At 42.6% G+C, this 13,945-nt stretch carries 15 protein-coding genes, 1 tRNA gene, 1 other RNA gene and 1 other annotated feature (1 of these 18 cut by a window edge); of the genes, 5 read left to right on the top strand and 12 right to left on the bottom strand.

Annotated elements, in window-relative coordinates:
- Nucleotides 1-6: 6 nt before the first annotated feature.
- From M1D98_RS00145 to tadA, 6 genes are all read right to left on the bottom strand, one after another.
- Nucleotides 7-231: a YaaL family protein gene (locus M1D98_RS00145; protein WP_010330206.1), complete on the bottom strand. Its 225-nt coding sequence runs from the start codon at nucleotides 229-231 to the stop codon at nucleotides 7-9.
- 17 nt (nucleotides 232-248) lie between these two features.
- On the bottom strand, nucleotides 249-845 hold the full coding sequence (gene recR / locus M1D98_RS00140) for a recombination protein RecR (RefSeq protein ID WP_121641667.1): 597 nt from the start codon (nucleotides 843-845) through the stop codon (nucleotides 249-251).
- 14 nt (nucleotides 846-859) lie between these two features.
- Entirely contained in the window at nucleotides 860-1,183 is a 324-nt protein-coding gene (locus M1D98_RS00135; RefSeq protein WP_010330208.1) for a YbaB/EbfC family nucleoid-associated protein, read from the bottom strand.
- Nucleotides 1,184-1,206: 23 nt separating this feature from the next.
- Complete coding sequence (gene dnaX, locus M1D98_RS00130) at nucleotides 1,207-2,898, bottom strand: DNA polymerase III subunit gamma/tau (RefSeq protein ID WP_121641666.1); 1,692 nt, start codon at nucleotides 2,896-2,898, stop codon at nucleotides 1,207-1,209.
- Between the two features lie 129 nt (nucleotides 2,899-3,027).
- Nucleotides 3,028-3,292: signal recognition particle sRNA large type (gene ffs, locus M1D98_RS00125), an RNA gene on the bottom strand.
- An 82-nt stretch (nucleotides 3,293-3,374) separates the two neighbouring features.
- Complete coding sequence (gene tadA, locus M1D98_RS00120) at nucleotides 3,375-3,860, bottom strand: tRNA adenosine(34) deaminase TadA (protein WP_121641665.1); 486 nt, start codon at nucleotides 3,858-3,860, stop codon at nucleotides 3,375-3,377.
- Nucleotides 3,861-3,945: 85 nt separating this feature from the next.
- Here tadA and M1D98_RS00115 point away from each other — a divergent pair, with 85 nt between their 5' ends.
- The 4 genes from M1D98_RS00115 (at nucleotide 3,946) to dck (ending at nucleotide 7,216) form a co-directional block, all read left to right on the top strand.
- On the top strand, nucleotides 3,946-4,491 hold the full coding sequence (locus M1D98_RS00115) for an isochorismatase family cysteine hydrolase (protein WP_121641664.1): 546 nt from the start codon (nucleotides 3,946-3,948) through the stop codon (nucleotides 4,489-4,491).
- A 69-nt stretch (nucleotides 4,492-4,560) separates the two neighbouring features.
- The gene (locus M1D98_RS00110) at nucleotides 4,561-5,844 is read left to right on the top strand and encodes a glycoside hydrolase family 18 protein (RefSeq protein WP_121641663.1); all 1,284 of its coding nucleotides are present in this window, start codon (nucleotides 4,561-4,563) and stop codon (nucleotides 5,842-5,844) included.
- A gap of 98 nt (nucleotides 5,845-5,942) precedes the next feature.
- Nucleotides 5,943-6,566, top strand: coding sequence for a deoxyguanosine kinase (dgk, locus tag M1D98_RS00105; RefSeq protein ID WP_010330213.1), 624 nt, complete (start codon nucleotides 5,943-5,945; stop codon nucleotides 6,564-6,566).
- Complete coding sequence (gene dck / locus M1D98_RS00100) at nucleotides 6,563-7,216, top strand: deoxyadenosine/deoxycytidine kinase (RefSeq protein WP_010330214.1); 654 nt, start codon at nucleotides 6,563-6,565, stop codon at nucleotides 7,214-7,216. The genes dgk and dck overlap by 4 nt, the downstream gene beginning before the upstream one ends.
- Before the next feature lie 111 nt (nucleotides 7,217-7,327).
- Here the strand turns inward: dck and M1D98_RS00095 are convergent.
- The 6 genes from M1D98_RS00095 to guaB form a co-directional block, all read right to left on the bottom strand.
- Nucleotides 7,328-7,420: transfer RNA gene (locus M1D98_RS00095), tRNA-Ser, on the bottom strand.
- Between the two features lie 135 nt (nucleotides 7,421-7,555).
- The gene (gene serS / locus M1D98_RS00090; RefSeq protein WP_100741358.1) at nucleotides 7,556-8,833 is read right to left on the bottom strand and encodes a serine--tRNA ligase; all 1,278 of its coding nucleotides are present in this window, start codon (nucleotides 8,831-8,833) and stop codon (nucleotides 7,556-7,558) included.
- 54 nt (nucleotides 8,834-8,887) lie between these two features.
- Nucleotides 8,888-9,100: a binding site (T-box leader), on the bottom strand.
- 52 nt (nucleotides 9,101-9,152) lie between these two features.
- Complete coding sequence (gene pdxT / locus M1D98_RS00085; protein ID WP_010330216.1) at nucleotides 9,153-9,743, bottom strand: pyridoxal 5'-phosphate synthase glutaminase subunit PdxT; 591 nt, start codon at nucleotides 9,741-9,743, stop codon at nucleotides 9,153-9,155.
- 21 nt (nucleotides 9,744-9,764) lie between these two features.
- Entirely contained in the window at nucleotides 9,765-10,649 is an 885-nt protein-coding gene (gene pdxS / locus M1D98_RS00080; RefSeq protein ID WP_003225444.1) for a pyridoxal 5'-phosphate synthase lyase subunit PdxS, read from the bottom strand.
- Nucleotides 10,650-10,845: 196 nt separating this feature from the next.
- Nucleotides 10,846-12,177, bottom strand: a complete 1,332-nt coding sequence (dacA, locus tag M1D98_RS00075; RefSeq protein WP_121641661.1) for a D-alanyl-D-alanine carboxypeptidase — start codon at nucleotides 12,175-12,177, stop codon at nucleotides 10,846-10,848.
- Nucleotides 12,178-12,330: 153 nt separating this feature from the next.
- Nucleotides 12,331-13,797 carry an IMP dehydrogenase gene (gene guaB, locus M1D98_RS00070; protein WP_121641660.1) on the bottom strand — a complete coding sequence of 489 codons (1,467 nt, stop codon included), beginning with the start codon at nucleotides 13,795-13,797 and terminating at the stop codon, nucleotides 12,331-12,333.
- Nucleotides 13,798-13,917: 120 nt separating this feature from the next.
- Between guaB and M1D98_RS00065 the strand changes: the two genes are divergently transcribed.
- A protein-coding gene (locus M1D98_RS00065; protein ID WP_268574221.1) for a YaaC family protein crosses the window boundary here: on the top strand, nucleotides 13,918-13,945 show its 5' end (the start). The gene runs 920 nt beyond the window's last position; the window shows 28 of its 948 coding nt (coding positions 1-28); its start codon is at nucleotides 13,918-13,920; the stop codon falls past the right edge of the window.

Below are 13,945 nucleotides of genomic sequence, written 5' to 3'. Positions count from 1 at the left end.
GACCACTTACTTCCACCGGCTGATTTTTAAATTACGCTGCTTTGCTTCCCTCAGGTAAAAAAAATACTTCGCTTCAGCTACTTTCAGTTCGTACAACACTTCATCAGATGGTTCTAAGCTTTTTTCAACCAGCTTTTTCTGCCTGTTCCATTCTTCCTTTTGTTTAAAAAGCTGTTCAATTAGTTTTTCATCAAACTCTCTTCTTAATGTTTTCCTGCGAAGAAAACCCATGGATCGCTTTTTCCTCCTTACAATTCACGTCTTCCTTCAAGTGCTTTAGAAAGAGTGACCTCATCCGCGTATTCCAAATCACCGCCGACAGGCAGTCCATGGGCAATACGGGAGAGTTTAATACCAGACGGCTTCAAGAGCCTTGATATATACATCGCCGTTGCTTCCCCTTCTATATTAGGGTTTGTCGCGAGAATCACTTCTGTCACTTGATCATCCTGTAATCGTTTTAACAATTCTGGTATTTTAATATCCTCTGGTCCGATGCCGTCCATTGGAGAAATGGCGCCGTGGAGAACGTGGTACTGTCCGTTGTATTCCTTCATTTTCTCCATAGCGATTACATCCTTAGGGTCTTGCAAAACACAGATAACAGACTTATCCCTGCGCGTATCTTGGCAAATATAGCATGGGTCCTGATCTGTGATATGCCCGCAAACTGAACAATATGTCAGATTGCGTTTCGCATTTACTAATGCTTTCGCAAAATCTAATACCACATCTTCTTTCATACCTAGAACAAAAAAAGCCAGACGAACCGCTGTTTTCGGTCCGATCCCTGGCAATTTCATAAAGCTGTCTATCAGCTTTGATATTGGTTCAGGATATTGCATGTTCTTTTATCCCCCTAGAATAAACCTGGCATGTTCATTCCTTTTGTAAATTGACCCATTGTTTCGTTTGTGATCTCGTCAACTTTTTTCAAAGCTTCATTCGTTGCAGCGAGCACTAAATCCTGAAGCATATCGATATCTTCGGGATCAACGACTTCTTCTTTGATGATGACATCCAGGATTTCTTTTTGGCCGTTTGCTTTTACTGTAACCATACCGCCGCCCGCAGACCCTTCAATAACCTGTTCTGCAAGCTCTTCTTGAGCCTTCGCCATATCCTTTTGCATTTTTTGCATTTGTTTCATCATTTTTTGCATATTTCCCATTCCACCACGCATAGCATTCACTCTCTTTCATTTTGTTAGTCTTTTATTTCAATTAAATCCGCTCCGACAAGCTTTTTCGCCTCGGCAATAAGCGGGTCTTCTTCAGCCGGTTCATTTGATCCTTCATTTTCCTGCTGATGATCCACTAAAAATTCTTCTCTTATTTTACCCCATTGTGCTTCTGGAACGCCAATCAAATCCATTCTTTTTCCGAGCATCGATTCTAAAATCTGCTCAAGATTGGTTCGGACTCCGTTGTTGTCTTCGGCAACCATTTTACAATGAATTTCATATTTGAATTTCAGGACAAATGCCGCTGAGGCTGCAGCCACAGGTTCACTGTCATTCAGCAAAGCCGCATGCGAAACTTTGTTTTGCTGTTTGAGATGGGCAAGAAGTTTGCCCCAGGTGTTTTTGAGCTGATCAAGATCCGGTCTCGTCGCTTCCTTCAAAATTTCATGAATTCTGCCTACTGGCGCTTTGTAATTCGATTTCCCGCCCTTTGGCGCACGCGGTGCTTCTTTTTTCGGGCTTTCCGCCGCCGCTTTAATGCCTGTTGTTTTGAGCCGCTCCACTTCCTGCTCGAGTTGTTGAATTTTATTCATTAGCATATCGACTTCCGGAAGCTCAGCTGCTGATTGATGAGACGTTTGGCAAATCTTCACCACTGCCACTTCAAAAAAGATACGGGGATGATTTGTCCATTTCATTTCTTGATGACTCTTGTTCAGAATATCAATCATTTCATATATGGCCTGCGTCGGAATCTGTTCGCTGAGTCCCCGGAACGTTTCATCGACTTTTACTTTTTCAAGCACCCCTTCTAAGCCTGGGGCTGTTTTGTACAGCAGCATGTCCCTAAAATAGAAAATCATATCCTCTATCAGCTTAGCTGGGTCTTTCCCTTGCTGCAGCAGTTCGTTTAATGTTTCCAGTGCATCAGAAACGTTTTTATCATGCAAGGATTGTGCAAGCTTTCCTATATAAAATTGAGAAACTGCTCCAGTAATCAGAAGCGCATCATCGACTTTGAGCTCCTCGCCGCTAAATGACACCGCCTGATCAAGAAGGCTCAGGGCATCTCTCATCCCGCCGTCTGCAGCACTCGCGATAATATCAAGCGATCCTTCCTCCACTTGCAGCTGTTCAGCATCAACAATTTTGTTCATACGGCCGACAATCGCTTGGGACGTAATTCGTTTAAAATCAAAACGCTGACATCTGGAGATAATGGTTAAAGGGATTTTGTGCGGTTCGGTTGTTGCTAAAATGAAAATACAATGCTCTGGCGGCTCTTCTAGTGTTTTTAGCAATGCGTTAAAGGCGCCGATAGAAAGCATATGCACCTCATCTATGATATATACCTTATATGTGACGGCCGACGGGGCAAACTTCACCTTATCGCGTATGTCACGAATCTCATCAACACCGTTATTGGATGCGGCGTCAATTTCTATGACATCGGATATTGACCCGTTTGTTATCCCTTTACAGGCCGCACATTCGTTGCATGGCTCATCAACAGGCGCATGTTCACAGTTGACAGCTTTGGCAAATATTTTGGCTGCACTGGTTTTTCCCGTTCCCCTCGGCCCGGAAAACAAATAGGCGTGAGAAAACTTCTTTTGCAAAAGGGCATTTTGCAGCGTTTTTGTAATGTGTTCTTGTCCCACCACATCTTCAAAGCGCTGAGGCCTGAATACTCGATATAAAGCTTGGTAACTCACGGGTTTGCCCTCCTCCGTTATTCATCATTCCCATTATACATGAACCTTGTTTCGATTCCAAAAGCTCTTTTCACATAACAAAAAACTCACCTAATAATAGGTGAGTTTGAAAATTTGATGATTGATTTACCGTGCACCTTCTGTCGATTCGCTACCCTAAGCGTTACTTAAGCAGTTAGCTCAGCCCAGGCAACCCTGCGGCACATGAGAGGTTTCACTTAATGCTGCTTCCTTCCGGACCTGACATGGTTCATGAATTCCCATTGCGCAGGACCCAAACGTCAACACCACTTACTTAAGGCAGACCTTAAAGTAAACGAACCTCGAGAAGGGATTCGGCCCTGCTAGAGCGGATTGCAGGTACAGGGCACCGCTACCTCCCCGCTTAGCACGGCAAAATAAATATCAAATTTTATATCGCATCTATTGTGATGCATACATAAGTATATCGTTTCCCCCTAAAAATTGCAACCGGACTACTCAGACAAGTTTTTCCTAAAGGCTTTCTTCTTTTTTCGCAGTTCTTTAAAAAACGAACTGAGCATTTCTCCGCATTCCTCCTCAAGCACCCCGCTTACCACTTCAGCCTGATGGTTAAAGCGCTCTTCCTGCAAAAGGTTCATAAGTGTGCCTGAACAGCCGCCTTTAGGGTCAAACGCACCGAATACCACTTTTTCCACTCGCGAAAGCACGACGGCACCAGCACACATCGGACAAGGCTCTAGCGTCACATAGAGAGTTGCCTCTTCCAGCCGCCACGTCCCCAGTGCCTTACACGCTTCATCGATCACAAGCATTTCCGCATGTGCGATTGACCGCTGCTCCGTCTCTCTTAAATTATGTGCACGCGCTACGACTTTGTCATTGACGACAAGCACAGCGCCAATCGGCACTTCACCTTTCTCTTCAGCTTTTTTCGCTTCTTTCATTGCTTCTTTCATATAAAGTTCATCTTGTGTCATAAGGGTAAGCTCTCTTTTCAAAGTTTTTTCATTGCCAAAAAAGGCTACATACTAACTATAACGAAAACGGAAAGGAGACTGTCGATTGTCCAAAACAGACACAGCTCTTCTCATTGTAGACATGATCAATAATTTTGAGTTTGATATGGGAGAAAGCCTTGCTAAAAAAACAGAAAAAATCGTTCCTCATATTTTATCATTAAAGGAGCATGCGAGACAAAATGACTGGCCGATTATTTACATTAATGATCATTACGGGCTTTGGCAAGCTGATATCAAAAATATTCAGCGAGAATGTACAAATGAAAGAAGCAAGGAAGTCATCACAAAAGTCGCGCCGGATGATGCTGATTATTTTTTAATCAAACCGAAGCATTCCGCTTTTTACGAAACAGCACTCCACACTCTCCTTACCGAATTACAAGTGAAGCATATTATCTTAACAGGCATAGCCGGTAATATTTGCGTGCTGTTTACCGCCAATGACGCATACATGAGAGAATACAATATCACGATTCCTAAGGATTGCATCGCCTCAAATCGTGACGAAGATACCGAATTTGCCTTAACCATGATGGAGAATGTTCTTTTGGCAAAAATCACGACGGAAGAACAAATTACAGAAAAATAAACATGATCAGCGTCTTTCTTTCATACATTGATAGCGATATGAAAGGAGGCGTTTTTCATTCAAATTTATGTGGTGAAACAAGGCGACACTCTTTCTGGTATCGCTTCACGCTACAGAACAACTGTAAATGAGATCGCAGAAACGAATGAAATACCGAATCCCGACAGCCTTGTTGTCGGACAAACCGTTGTCATTCCAATAGCCGGCCAGTTCTATGATGTCCAACAAGGTGATACCCTGACGTCCATCGCGCGGCGGTTCAATACTACAGCAGCCGAGCTTGCCAGGATTAACCGCATCCAGTTAAACACCGTGCTGCAGATTGGTTTCCGTTTATACATTCCACCCATTCCTAAACAAGACATCGAGTCAAATGCTTATCTTGAACCACGCGGAAATCAAATCAGCGAAAATCTTCAGCAGGCGGCCCGGGAAGCGTCACCCTACTTAACGTATCTTGGCGCATTCAGTTTTCAGGCACAGCGTGACGGGACCTTAGTCGCCCCGCCTTTAACGAACTTAAGAAGCATTGCGGAGAATCAAAACACGACATTGATGATGATTATAACGAACCTTGAAAATCAGGCATTCAGCGATGAGCTCGGCCGGATCATCTTAAACGACAATGCTGTGAAAAGAAGACTTTTAAATGAAATAGTCGAGAATGCCAGAAGATATGGGTTCTATGATATTCATTTTGACTTTGAATATTTGCGGCCTCAGGATAGAGAAGCCTATAATCAATTTCTCCGTGAAGCAAGGGATCTTTTCCATCGAGAAGGTTTTGAAATTTCTACTGCGCTTGCCCCTAAAACAAGCGCAACACAGCAAGGCAGATGGTACGAAGCTCATGATTACAGGGCACATGGCCAAATTGTAGACTTTGTTGTTCTCATGACATATGAATGGGGATATAGCGGGGGCCCGGCTCAAGCCGTTTCTCCAATCGGGCCTGTTCGGGATGTGATTGAATATGCTTTGACTGAAATGCCTGCAAATAAAATTGTCATGGGCCAGAATTTATATGGGTATGACTGGACGCTTCCTTATACAGCAGGGGGAACTCCAGCAAGAGCGATAAGCCCCCAGCAAGCCATTGTCATAGCCAATCAAAATAATGCCGCCATTCAGTATGACCAAACCGCTCAAGCGCCTTTCTTCCGCTATACTGATGCAGAAAACAGAAGACACGAGGTATGGTTTGAGGATGCCCGCTCAATCCAAGCAAAATTTAATCTCATTAAAGAGTTGAATTTAAGAGGGATCAGCTATTGGAAGCTTGGTCTATCTTTCCCGCAAAACTGGCTGTTGCTGTCTGATCAATTCAATATTGTCAAAAAGACGTTTCGATAATTTGGAAACGTCTTTTTTTCATAGGGGCACCCGAGCGTTGTGATACAATATGAAGGTCGGTAACTGACGAACGTTTTTCAGAAATAAGGAGGATTCCGATGAATACAGCCCCTTTTATCGCAATAGAAGGTCCTATCGGGGCAGGAAAAACAACCCTCGCAACGATGCTCTCACAAGAGCTTGGATTCCCTATGATCAATGAGATTGTTGAGGATAACCCGTACCTTGATAAGTTTTATGACAATATCGAGGAATGGAGTTTCCAGCTTGAGATGTTTTTTCTCTGTCACAGATACAAACAGCTTGAAGACACCAGTAATCACTTTTTAAAAAAGGGACAGCCTGTGATAGCTGATTATCACATTTATAAAAATGTCATTTTTGCGGAACGCACCCTGTCTCAACATCAGCTGGAAAAATACAAAAAGATTTATCGCCTGCTAACAGATGATCTGCCAAAGCCGAATTTCATCATTTACATAAAGGCTAGTCTGCCCACATTGTTACATCGCATTGAAAAACGCGGACGTCCCTTTGAGAAAAAAATTGAAACAAGCTATTTAGAGCAGCTGATCGCAGATTATGAAGTCGCCATCAAACAACTGCAGGAGGCAGACCCTGAACTTACAGTGTTAACGATAGATGGTGATTCAAAAGACTTCGTTTTGAATAAGAGCGACTTTGAACGCATTGCCGCCCATGTAAAGGAGCTTATCATATGAAAGACCATCATATCCCTAAAAATTCAATTATCACAGTAGCCGGAACAGTAGGTGTCGGAAAATCGACTTTAACAAAAGCTTTGGCTAAAAGGCTTGGATTTAAAACCTCTTTAGAGGAAGTCGATCATAATCCATACTTAGAAAAGTTCTATCATGATTTTGAACGTTGGAGTTTTCATCTGCAAATTTACTTCTTAGCTGAACGATTCAAAGAACAGAAAACGATTTTTGAAGCTGGCGGAGGATTTGTACAGGATCGTTCTATTTATGAAGACACAGGAATATTCGCGAAAATGCATGCTGACAAAGGGACTATGTCAAAGATTGATTACAAAACCTACACAAGCCTTTTCGAAGCAATGGTTATGACACCGTATTTCCCACATCCAGATGTATTGATCTATTTGGAGGGAGATCTGGACAACGTTTTAAACCGGATTGAAGAACGGGGCCGTGAAATGGAGCTTCAGACAAACCGTTCTTATTGGGAAGAAATGCATACGCGCTATGAAAACTGGATAAGTGGTTTTAACGCCTGCCCTGTTTTAAAGCTTCGCATTGAGGATTATGATCTGCTGAACGACGAAAGCTCAATTGAAAACATTGTCGATCAAATCGCTTCAGTTATTTCTGAAAATCAAATAAAGTGAATCTCAACTGAGATTCACTTTTTCATTATAATAAAAAATCCATTGCATCGAATGCAATGGATAAAACAATCTCCAATATATGCTTGTGTTTCATTAGAATTAAAATCAATATGGCGGAGGAAGAGGGATTCGAACCCCCGCGGGCTTTGACACCCCTGTCGGTTTTCAAGACCGATCCCTTCAGCCGGACTTGGGTATTCCTCCGTATCGACAAGACTTACTATATCATGAATGTTCTTATATGGTCAAGCATTTTCAAAAACTTTTTTTGTTTTTATAAAAATGTCCTGTTTATACAGGCAAAAAGGCGTACCTTGTCAGGCACACCTTTTCGGGAATTTACGGTTTCAATACTTCTTTATTCCCCATATAAGGGCGAAGCACTTTCGGAATGACGACACTTCCGTCTTCCTGCTGATAATTTTCTAGGATAGCGGCAACTGTTCTTCCAACTGCCAGACCTGAACCATTCAGTGTGTGTACATGCTCAGGCTTGCCTTTCGCTTCACGTCTAAAACGAATGTTCGCACGTCTTGCCTGAAATGCTTCGAAGTTGCTGCAAGAAGAGATTTCACGATACGTGTCCTGGCTTGGAATCCAAACTTCGATATCGTATTTTTTCGCCGCCGTAAAGCCTAGATCACCCGTACACATGCTCATGACACGGTACGGAAGCTCAAGCAGCTGAAGTACTCGTTCTGCTTGGTTTGTGAGCTTCTCTAATTCATCATAAGAATCTTCAGGCTTCACAAACTTCACAAGCTCAACTTTATTAAATTGGTGCTGACGGATTAATCCGCGTGTATCACGCCCCGCTGAACCCGCTTCAGAACGGAAGCAGGCACTGAATGCCGCATAGTTAATAGGCAGGCTGTCACCTGAAAGGATTTCATCACGATGCATGTTTGTAATCGGTACTTCCGCTGTCGGAATTAAGAAGTAATCTTCTTCTCTGATTTTAAACGCATCCTCTTCGAATTTAGGAAGCTGACCCGTTCCCGTCATGCTTGCGCGGTTCACCATATAAGGCGGGATTACTTCAGTATAGTTATACTCATCTACATGCAGATCAAGCATAAAGTTATACAGTGCACGCTCCAGACGGGCACCTAACCCTTTATAGAAGACGAAACGGCTTCCTGTTACTTTTGCTGCACGTTCAAAGTCAAGAATCCCCAGCTCGTCTGCGATATCCCAGTGCGGCTTCGGCTCGTAAGCAAAAGAAGGCTTTTCGCCCCATTGACGAACTTCTATATTGTCGTCTTCTGTTTCACCGACAGGGACAGACTCATGCGGAATGTTTGGGATAGAAAGAAGGATATGATCAAGCTCCGATTCCACTGTTCTTAACTCTTCATCAAGTTGTTTAATGTCCTCGCCGACTTCACGCATTTCTTTAATGATGTGATCCGCGTCTTTTTTCTCACGTTTCAGTACAGCAACCTGCTGAGATACTTCATTCCGTTTTCCTTTTAACTCTTCAACTTTACCGATAAGCTCTCGTCTTCTATCGTCCAGCGCCTCAAACTTATCAAAATCAGTTAAGTCTTCGCCTTTGTGTACAAGCTTGGCTTTAATGTCTTGAAAATTTGCTCTTAGCATCTTTGTATCAAGCATGCGAAACACTCCTTTTATAAAATGAGTCGAAAATAAAAAGAGCCCTCATCCCCATAAAGGGACGAGAGCTCTCGCGTTGCCACCCTGATTGAAAACAAGCCAGAGACTCGTTTTCCACTTTCACACATAACGGTTATCCCGTAAATGCCTACTTATTTCAGCATTTCGCTCAAGGATGGATTCAGACAGCATCTTTCACCGATTCGCACCAACCATCGGCTCTCTTAGAAAGAGGGGCTTCTTACTAGTTCCAATCAACGCTTTTCGATCTTTATTTGTGCTTATAATGTACTATAAGTTTCCACAGCTTTCAACTGTTTTATACAAGTGCTTTCTGCTTGTATTCCTCAACCATTTGAACAAACAGCTGTGTCACTCGGTGATCTTCTGTCAGCTCCGGATGGAACGAGCAGCCCAAGAATTGATCCTGTTTAGCAGCTACAATACGGCCATTATGCTCCGAAAGAACTTCGACATTTTCACCAGCTTCTAAAATATGCGGCGCACGGATGAATACCCCAGTAAAAGGCTTGTCCAGCCCCTTGATTGTTAAATCAGCTTCAAAACTGTCAACCTGCCGGCCAAATGAATTGCGTTCAACAACCACATTCAGCAGACCTAAATGAGGATTATCTGAACCAGCAATTTCTTTTGCTAATATAATTAATCCAGCGCATGTTCCAAACATTGGTTTTCCCTGAGCAGCAAATTTACGAAGAGGCTCCATGAATTGATACGTATCAATCAAACGGCGCATCGTTGTGCTTTCTCCACCAGGCAAAATCAGCCCGTCAACTTCATTCAGCTGCTCCGGACGTTTAACGACAAGACCAGCCACGCCGCATGCTTCAATTGCACGGATATGCTCTCTAACTGCTCCTTGAAGTCCTAGTACTCCTATTGTTAACATGTCAGCAGCGCTCCTATATTCCTACCAGCCGCGTTCTTGCATACGCTGTTCTGGAAGTAAGTTTGAGATTTCAATCCCTTTCATTGCAGTACCAAGCTCTTTAGAAAGCTCAGCAATCAATTTGTAATCAGTGTAGTGAGTTGTTGCTTCGACAATTGCTTTCGCAAATTTAGCAGGGTTGTCTGATTTAAAAATACCAGAGCCAACAAATACTCCGTCAGCACCAAGCTGCATCATGAGAGCAGCATCAGCAGGAGTTGCTACGCCGCCGGCCGCAAAGTTCACGACAGGAAGCTTGCCGTCTTTTTTAATTTGAAGGAGAAGCTCGTAAGGAGCGCCTAAGTTTTTCGCTTCTGTCATGAGTTCATCTTCACTCATCGCAACGACTTTGCGAACTTGAGCGTTTACTTTGCGCATATGGCGAACAGCTTCAACGATGTTCCCTGTTCCAGGCTCACCTTTCGTACGAAGCATAGAAGCACCTTCAGCGATACGGCGCGTTGCTTCACCAAGATCACGGCAGCCGCAGACGAAAGGAACTGTGTATTCATTTTTATTTAAATGAAATTCTTCGTCAGCCGGAGTCAGAACTTCACTTTCATCAATATAGTCAACACCCATAGCTTCCAGCACACGCGCTTCAACAATATGTCCGATACGCGCTTTTGCCATTACCGGGATAGATACTGCATTCATTACTTCTTCCACGATTGTAGGGTCAGCCATACGGGCAACTCCTCCAGCCGCGCGAATATCAGCTGGTACACGCTCCAGCGCCATTACAGCGACAGCTCCAGCTTCTTCAGCAATTTTCGCTTGTTCCGCATTGATGACGTCCATGATGACGCCGCCCTTTTGCATTTCTGCCATTCCGCGTTTTACACGTTCAGTACCTGTTTGAGCCATTTCTTGGTCCCCCTAATCAAGGTATAGTTATATGATTTCTAGTCCTTATTGTATCCTAGAAATCCAATAATTCATATGGATATATATCATTTTATTCGGTTTTTAGCGCTTTGAAAATCATTTTTTATTAAAAATTGGGTTTTTTCAGTATATTAAGCGAAAGAGCCCTAATACAAATCAGAGCTCTTTCAATTGATTAAAACCAGCCGGTTACCGTATCAACAATACTTCCCCAAATGCCAGCGAAAAATCCGCCGATACTGCGCATTGTCAGAACAAACCAGTTTGCTTTTTCTACTTTTTCTTTTGTAACAAGGTCTACACCAGCCAGATTGCCGTTAAGGAATCCGTAATCCTTTTCATCACCTGTATATTCAGCAGTCAGTTTCCCAACCTTCGTTCCTTTTTTCACAGGAGCGGTTAGCGTATCTTTATTTAATGTGACCTTCGCCTTGTAATTCTTTTCTTCACCATTCTTGACAGGAAGAGAGAATGCTTTGTTTGTCACAATGCCTACTTCTTTCTCTTTACCCTTATCAACTGAAATCGTTTTGTGGCCTTTTACTTGATCGCCTTCAGCGTAAATTTCTTTCATGGAGAAATTGTCGAAAGCATAATCGAACATTTTTTTCGTCTCATCGAAACGGCCTGTGTGAAGGTTGCCCTTTGCGTTCAACACAACAGTAATGACGCGCATTCCGTTGAGTTCAGCTGTTCCTGTGAAGCATGAACCCGCAGAGTCTGTAGAACCTGTTTTCAATCCATCCACAGTCGCTTTTTTATACTCGCTGACGAGCCCTTTCAGCATGAAGTTCCAGTTGGGCATGTCCATTTCATCATCAGTGCCCTCTCTGAACTTCGTTTTGGCGATACTGGAAGTCTCCAAAACCTCAGGGTAGTCAGTAATCAAATGATCTGCAAGAATCGCCATATCCTTAGCAGAAACTTCACTTTCTTCATCTGCGCTTGTCCCCTCAGGCTGATGCCCGTGAAGATCTTTGTTTTCAAGACCTGTTGCGTTAACAAATTTGTAATCTGTTAAGCCAAGTTCTTTCGCTTTTGCATTCATTCTTTTAACAAACTCAGTTTCAGAACCCGCAACGATTTCTGCAATCCCGATAGCAGCGGCATTTGCAGAATAAATTGCTGTAGCTTGATAAAGTTCTTTTACTGTGTACTTCCCGTCCTTACGAAGAGGAACGTTTGATAAGCTGTTATCTTGGGAAATCTCATACACATAATCATCAGGCGTATAGGTTTGGTCCCATTTTACTTTTCCTTGGTCAATTGCTTCTAATAACAGATACTCTGTCATCATTTTTGTCATACTTGCAATTGGCAATCTTTCATCTGCATTTTTACTGTACAGAATTTTACCTGAAGAAGCTTCGATCATAATAGCAGCTGATGCATTGATATCAATTGGATCGCTGGCTGCATTTGCTTTTGACATCGGAGCCAGGCAAGTCACAAATAGTGTTAATATAACCAATGACATCAATATCCGTTTACATTTCATGATGTTCAATCGTATGACCTCCGTATTTCATTTTCTTCATCTATAATTAAGCCGTTAAAGGACATTTTTAAAGCACAACAGTATAAATTTTATCATAATCAGGATTAAAAAAATAGACAGAGTCAGAGACCCTGTCAAATGTTTTTAATTTGTAACATTTTATTATGAAATTGTATAGTTCGGTGATTCTTTTGTAATCTGCACATCGTGCGGATGGCTTTCACGAAGTCCTGCGCCAGTCATGCGAATGAACTGAGCTTCTTCTCTTAAAGCTAGAAGATCTTTGGATCCGCAATATCCCATACCGGAACGAAGACCGCCGACTAGCTGATAAACAGTTTCTTCAACTGGTCCTTTGTAAGGTGTGCGTCCTTCAATTCCTTCAGGAACAAATTTTTTGTTTTCTTCTTGGAAGTAACGGTCTTTACTTCCTTTTTCCATTGCAGCAACTGATCCCATACCGCGGTAAACTTTAAATCTTCTGCCTTGGTAGATTTCAGTTTCCCCAGGACTTTCTGACGTGCCTGCAAGCAAGCTGCCGAGCATAACAGCATGTCCGCCGGCTGCCAATGCTTTCGTGATATCGCCAGAGAATTTAATTCCGCCGTCTGCAATGATTGTCTTGCCGTGTTTTCTTGCTTCAGTCGCACAATCATAAATCGCTGTAATTTGCGGAACACCGACACCCGCCACCACGCGTGTAGTACAAATTGAACCAGGTCCGATTCCAACTTTGACAACGTCTACTCCAGCTTCGATAAGAGCTCTTGTCGCTTCAGCTGTTGCCACGTTTCCAGCAATAATATTTAATTCAGGATACGTTTCACGAATTTTTGTTACTGTGTTTACTACCCCTTGAGAGTGTCCGTGAGCTGTGTCGATAACAATGACATCAACATTGGCTTCGACAAGCTTTTTGACACGAGTCATTGTATCGCCAGTTACGCCAACTGCTGCACCAACGATCAGACGGCCGTGAACGTCTTTAGATGAGTTCGGGAACTCAATAACTTTTTCAATGTCTTTAATTGTGATAAGACCTTTTAATTTATTCTGGTCATCAACGAGAGGAAGCTTTTCAATTTTATGTTTCTGCAAAATCTTTTCAGCCTCATCCAAAGTCGTTCCTACAGGTGCAGTGACGAGTTCTTCTTTCGTCATGACATCGCTGATTTTCATAGAGTAGTCAGAAATAAAACGAAGATCACGGTTTGTAATAATTCCGACGAGCTTTTGATCTTCTTCGTTATTTACAATCGGAACACCGGAAATTCTGTATTTCCCCATCAAATGCTCCGCATCATATACTTGGTGATCAGGAGTTAAAAAGAAGGGATTTGTGATAACGCCGCGCTCAGAACGCTTAACTTTATCAACTTGTTCAGCCTGTTGTTCAATGGACATGTTTTTATGAATGATGCCCAAGCCGCCCTGTCTAGCCATTGCAATCGCCATTGCTGATTCTGTTACAGTGTCCATACCTGCGCTGATGACAGGAATATTCAGCTTTAACGTTTTTGTAAGTTCTACAGATAAATCCACATCACGCGGAAGCACCTCTGACTTGGCTGGCAAAAGCAGCACATCGTCGAACGTTAAGCCTTCTTTTGAAAATTTACTTTCCCACATTAGTAAATCCCCCTCTTTTCGGCAAAATATTATATGTAGATTATCAACTAGCCAAGAGCATGTCAAGGAAGCGGAAAAGAGTTGAAATATTTAGATAATGGAAAGGATAAAGAAATACATATGACATATCATAAGTGGAAAGACTTAG

It is taken from the genome of Bacillus sp. K7, assembly GCF_053903245.1.
This window is presented reverse-complemented; position numbering and strand designations above follow the sequence as displayed.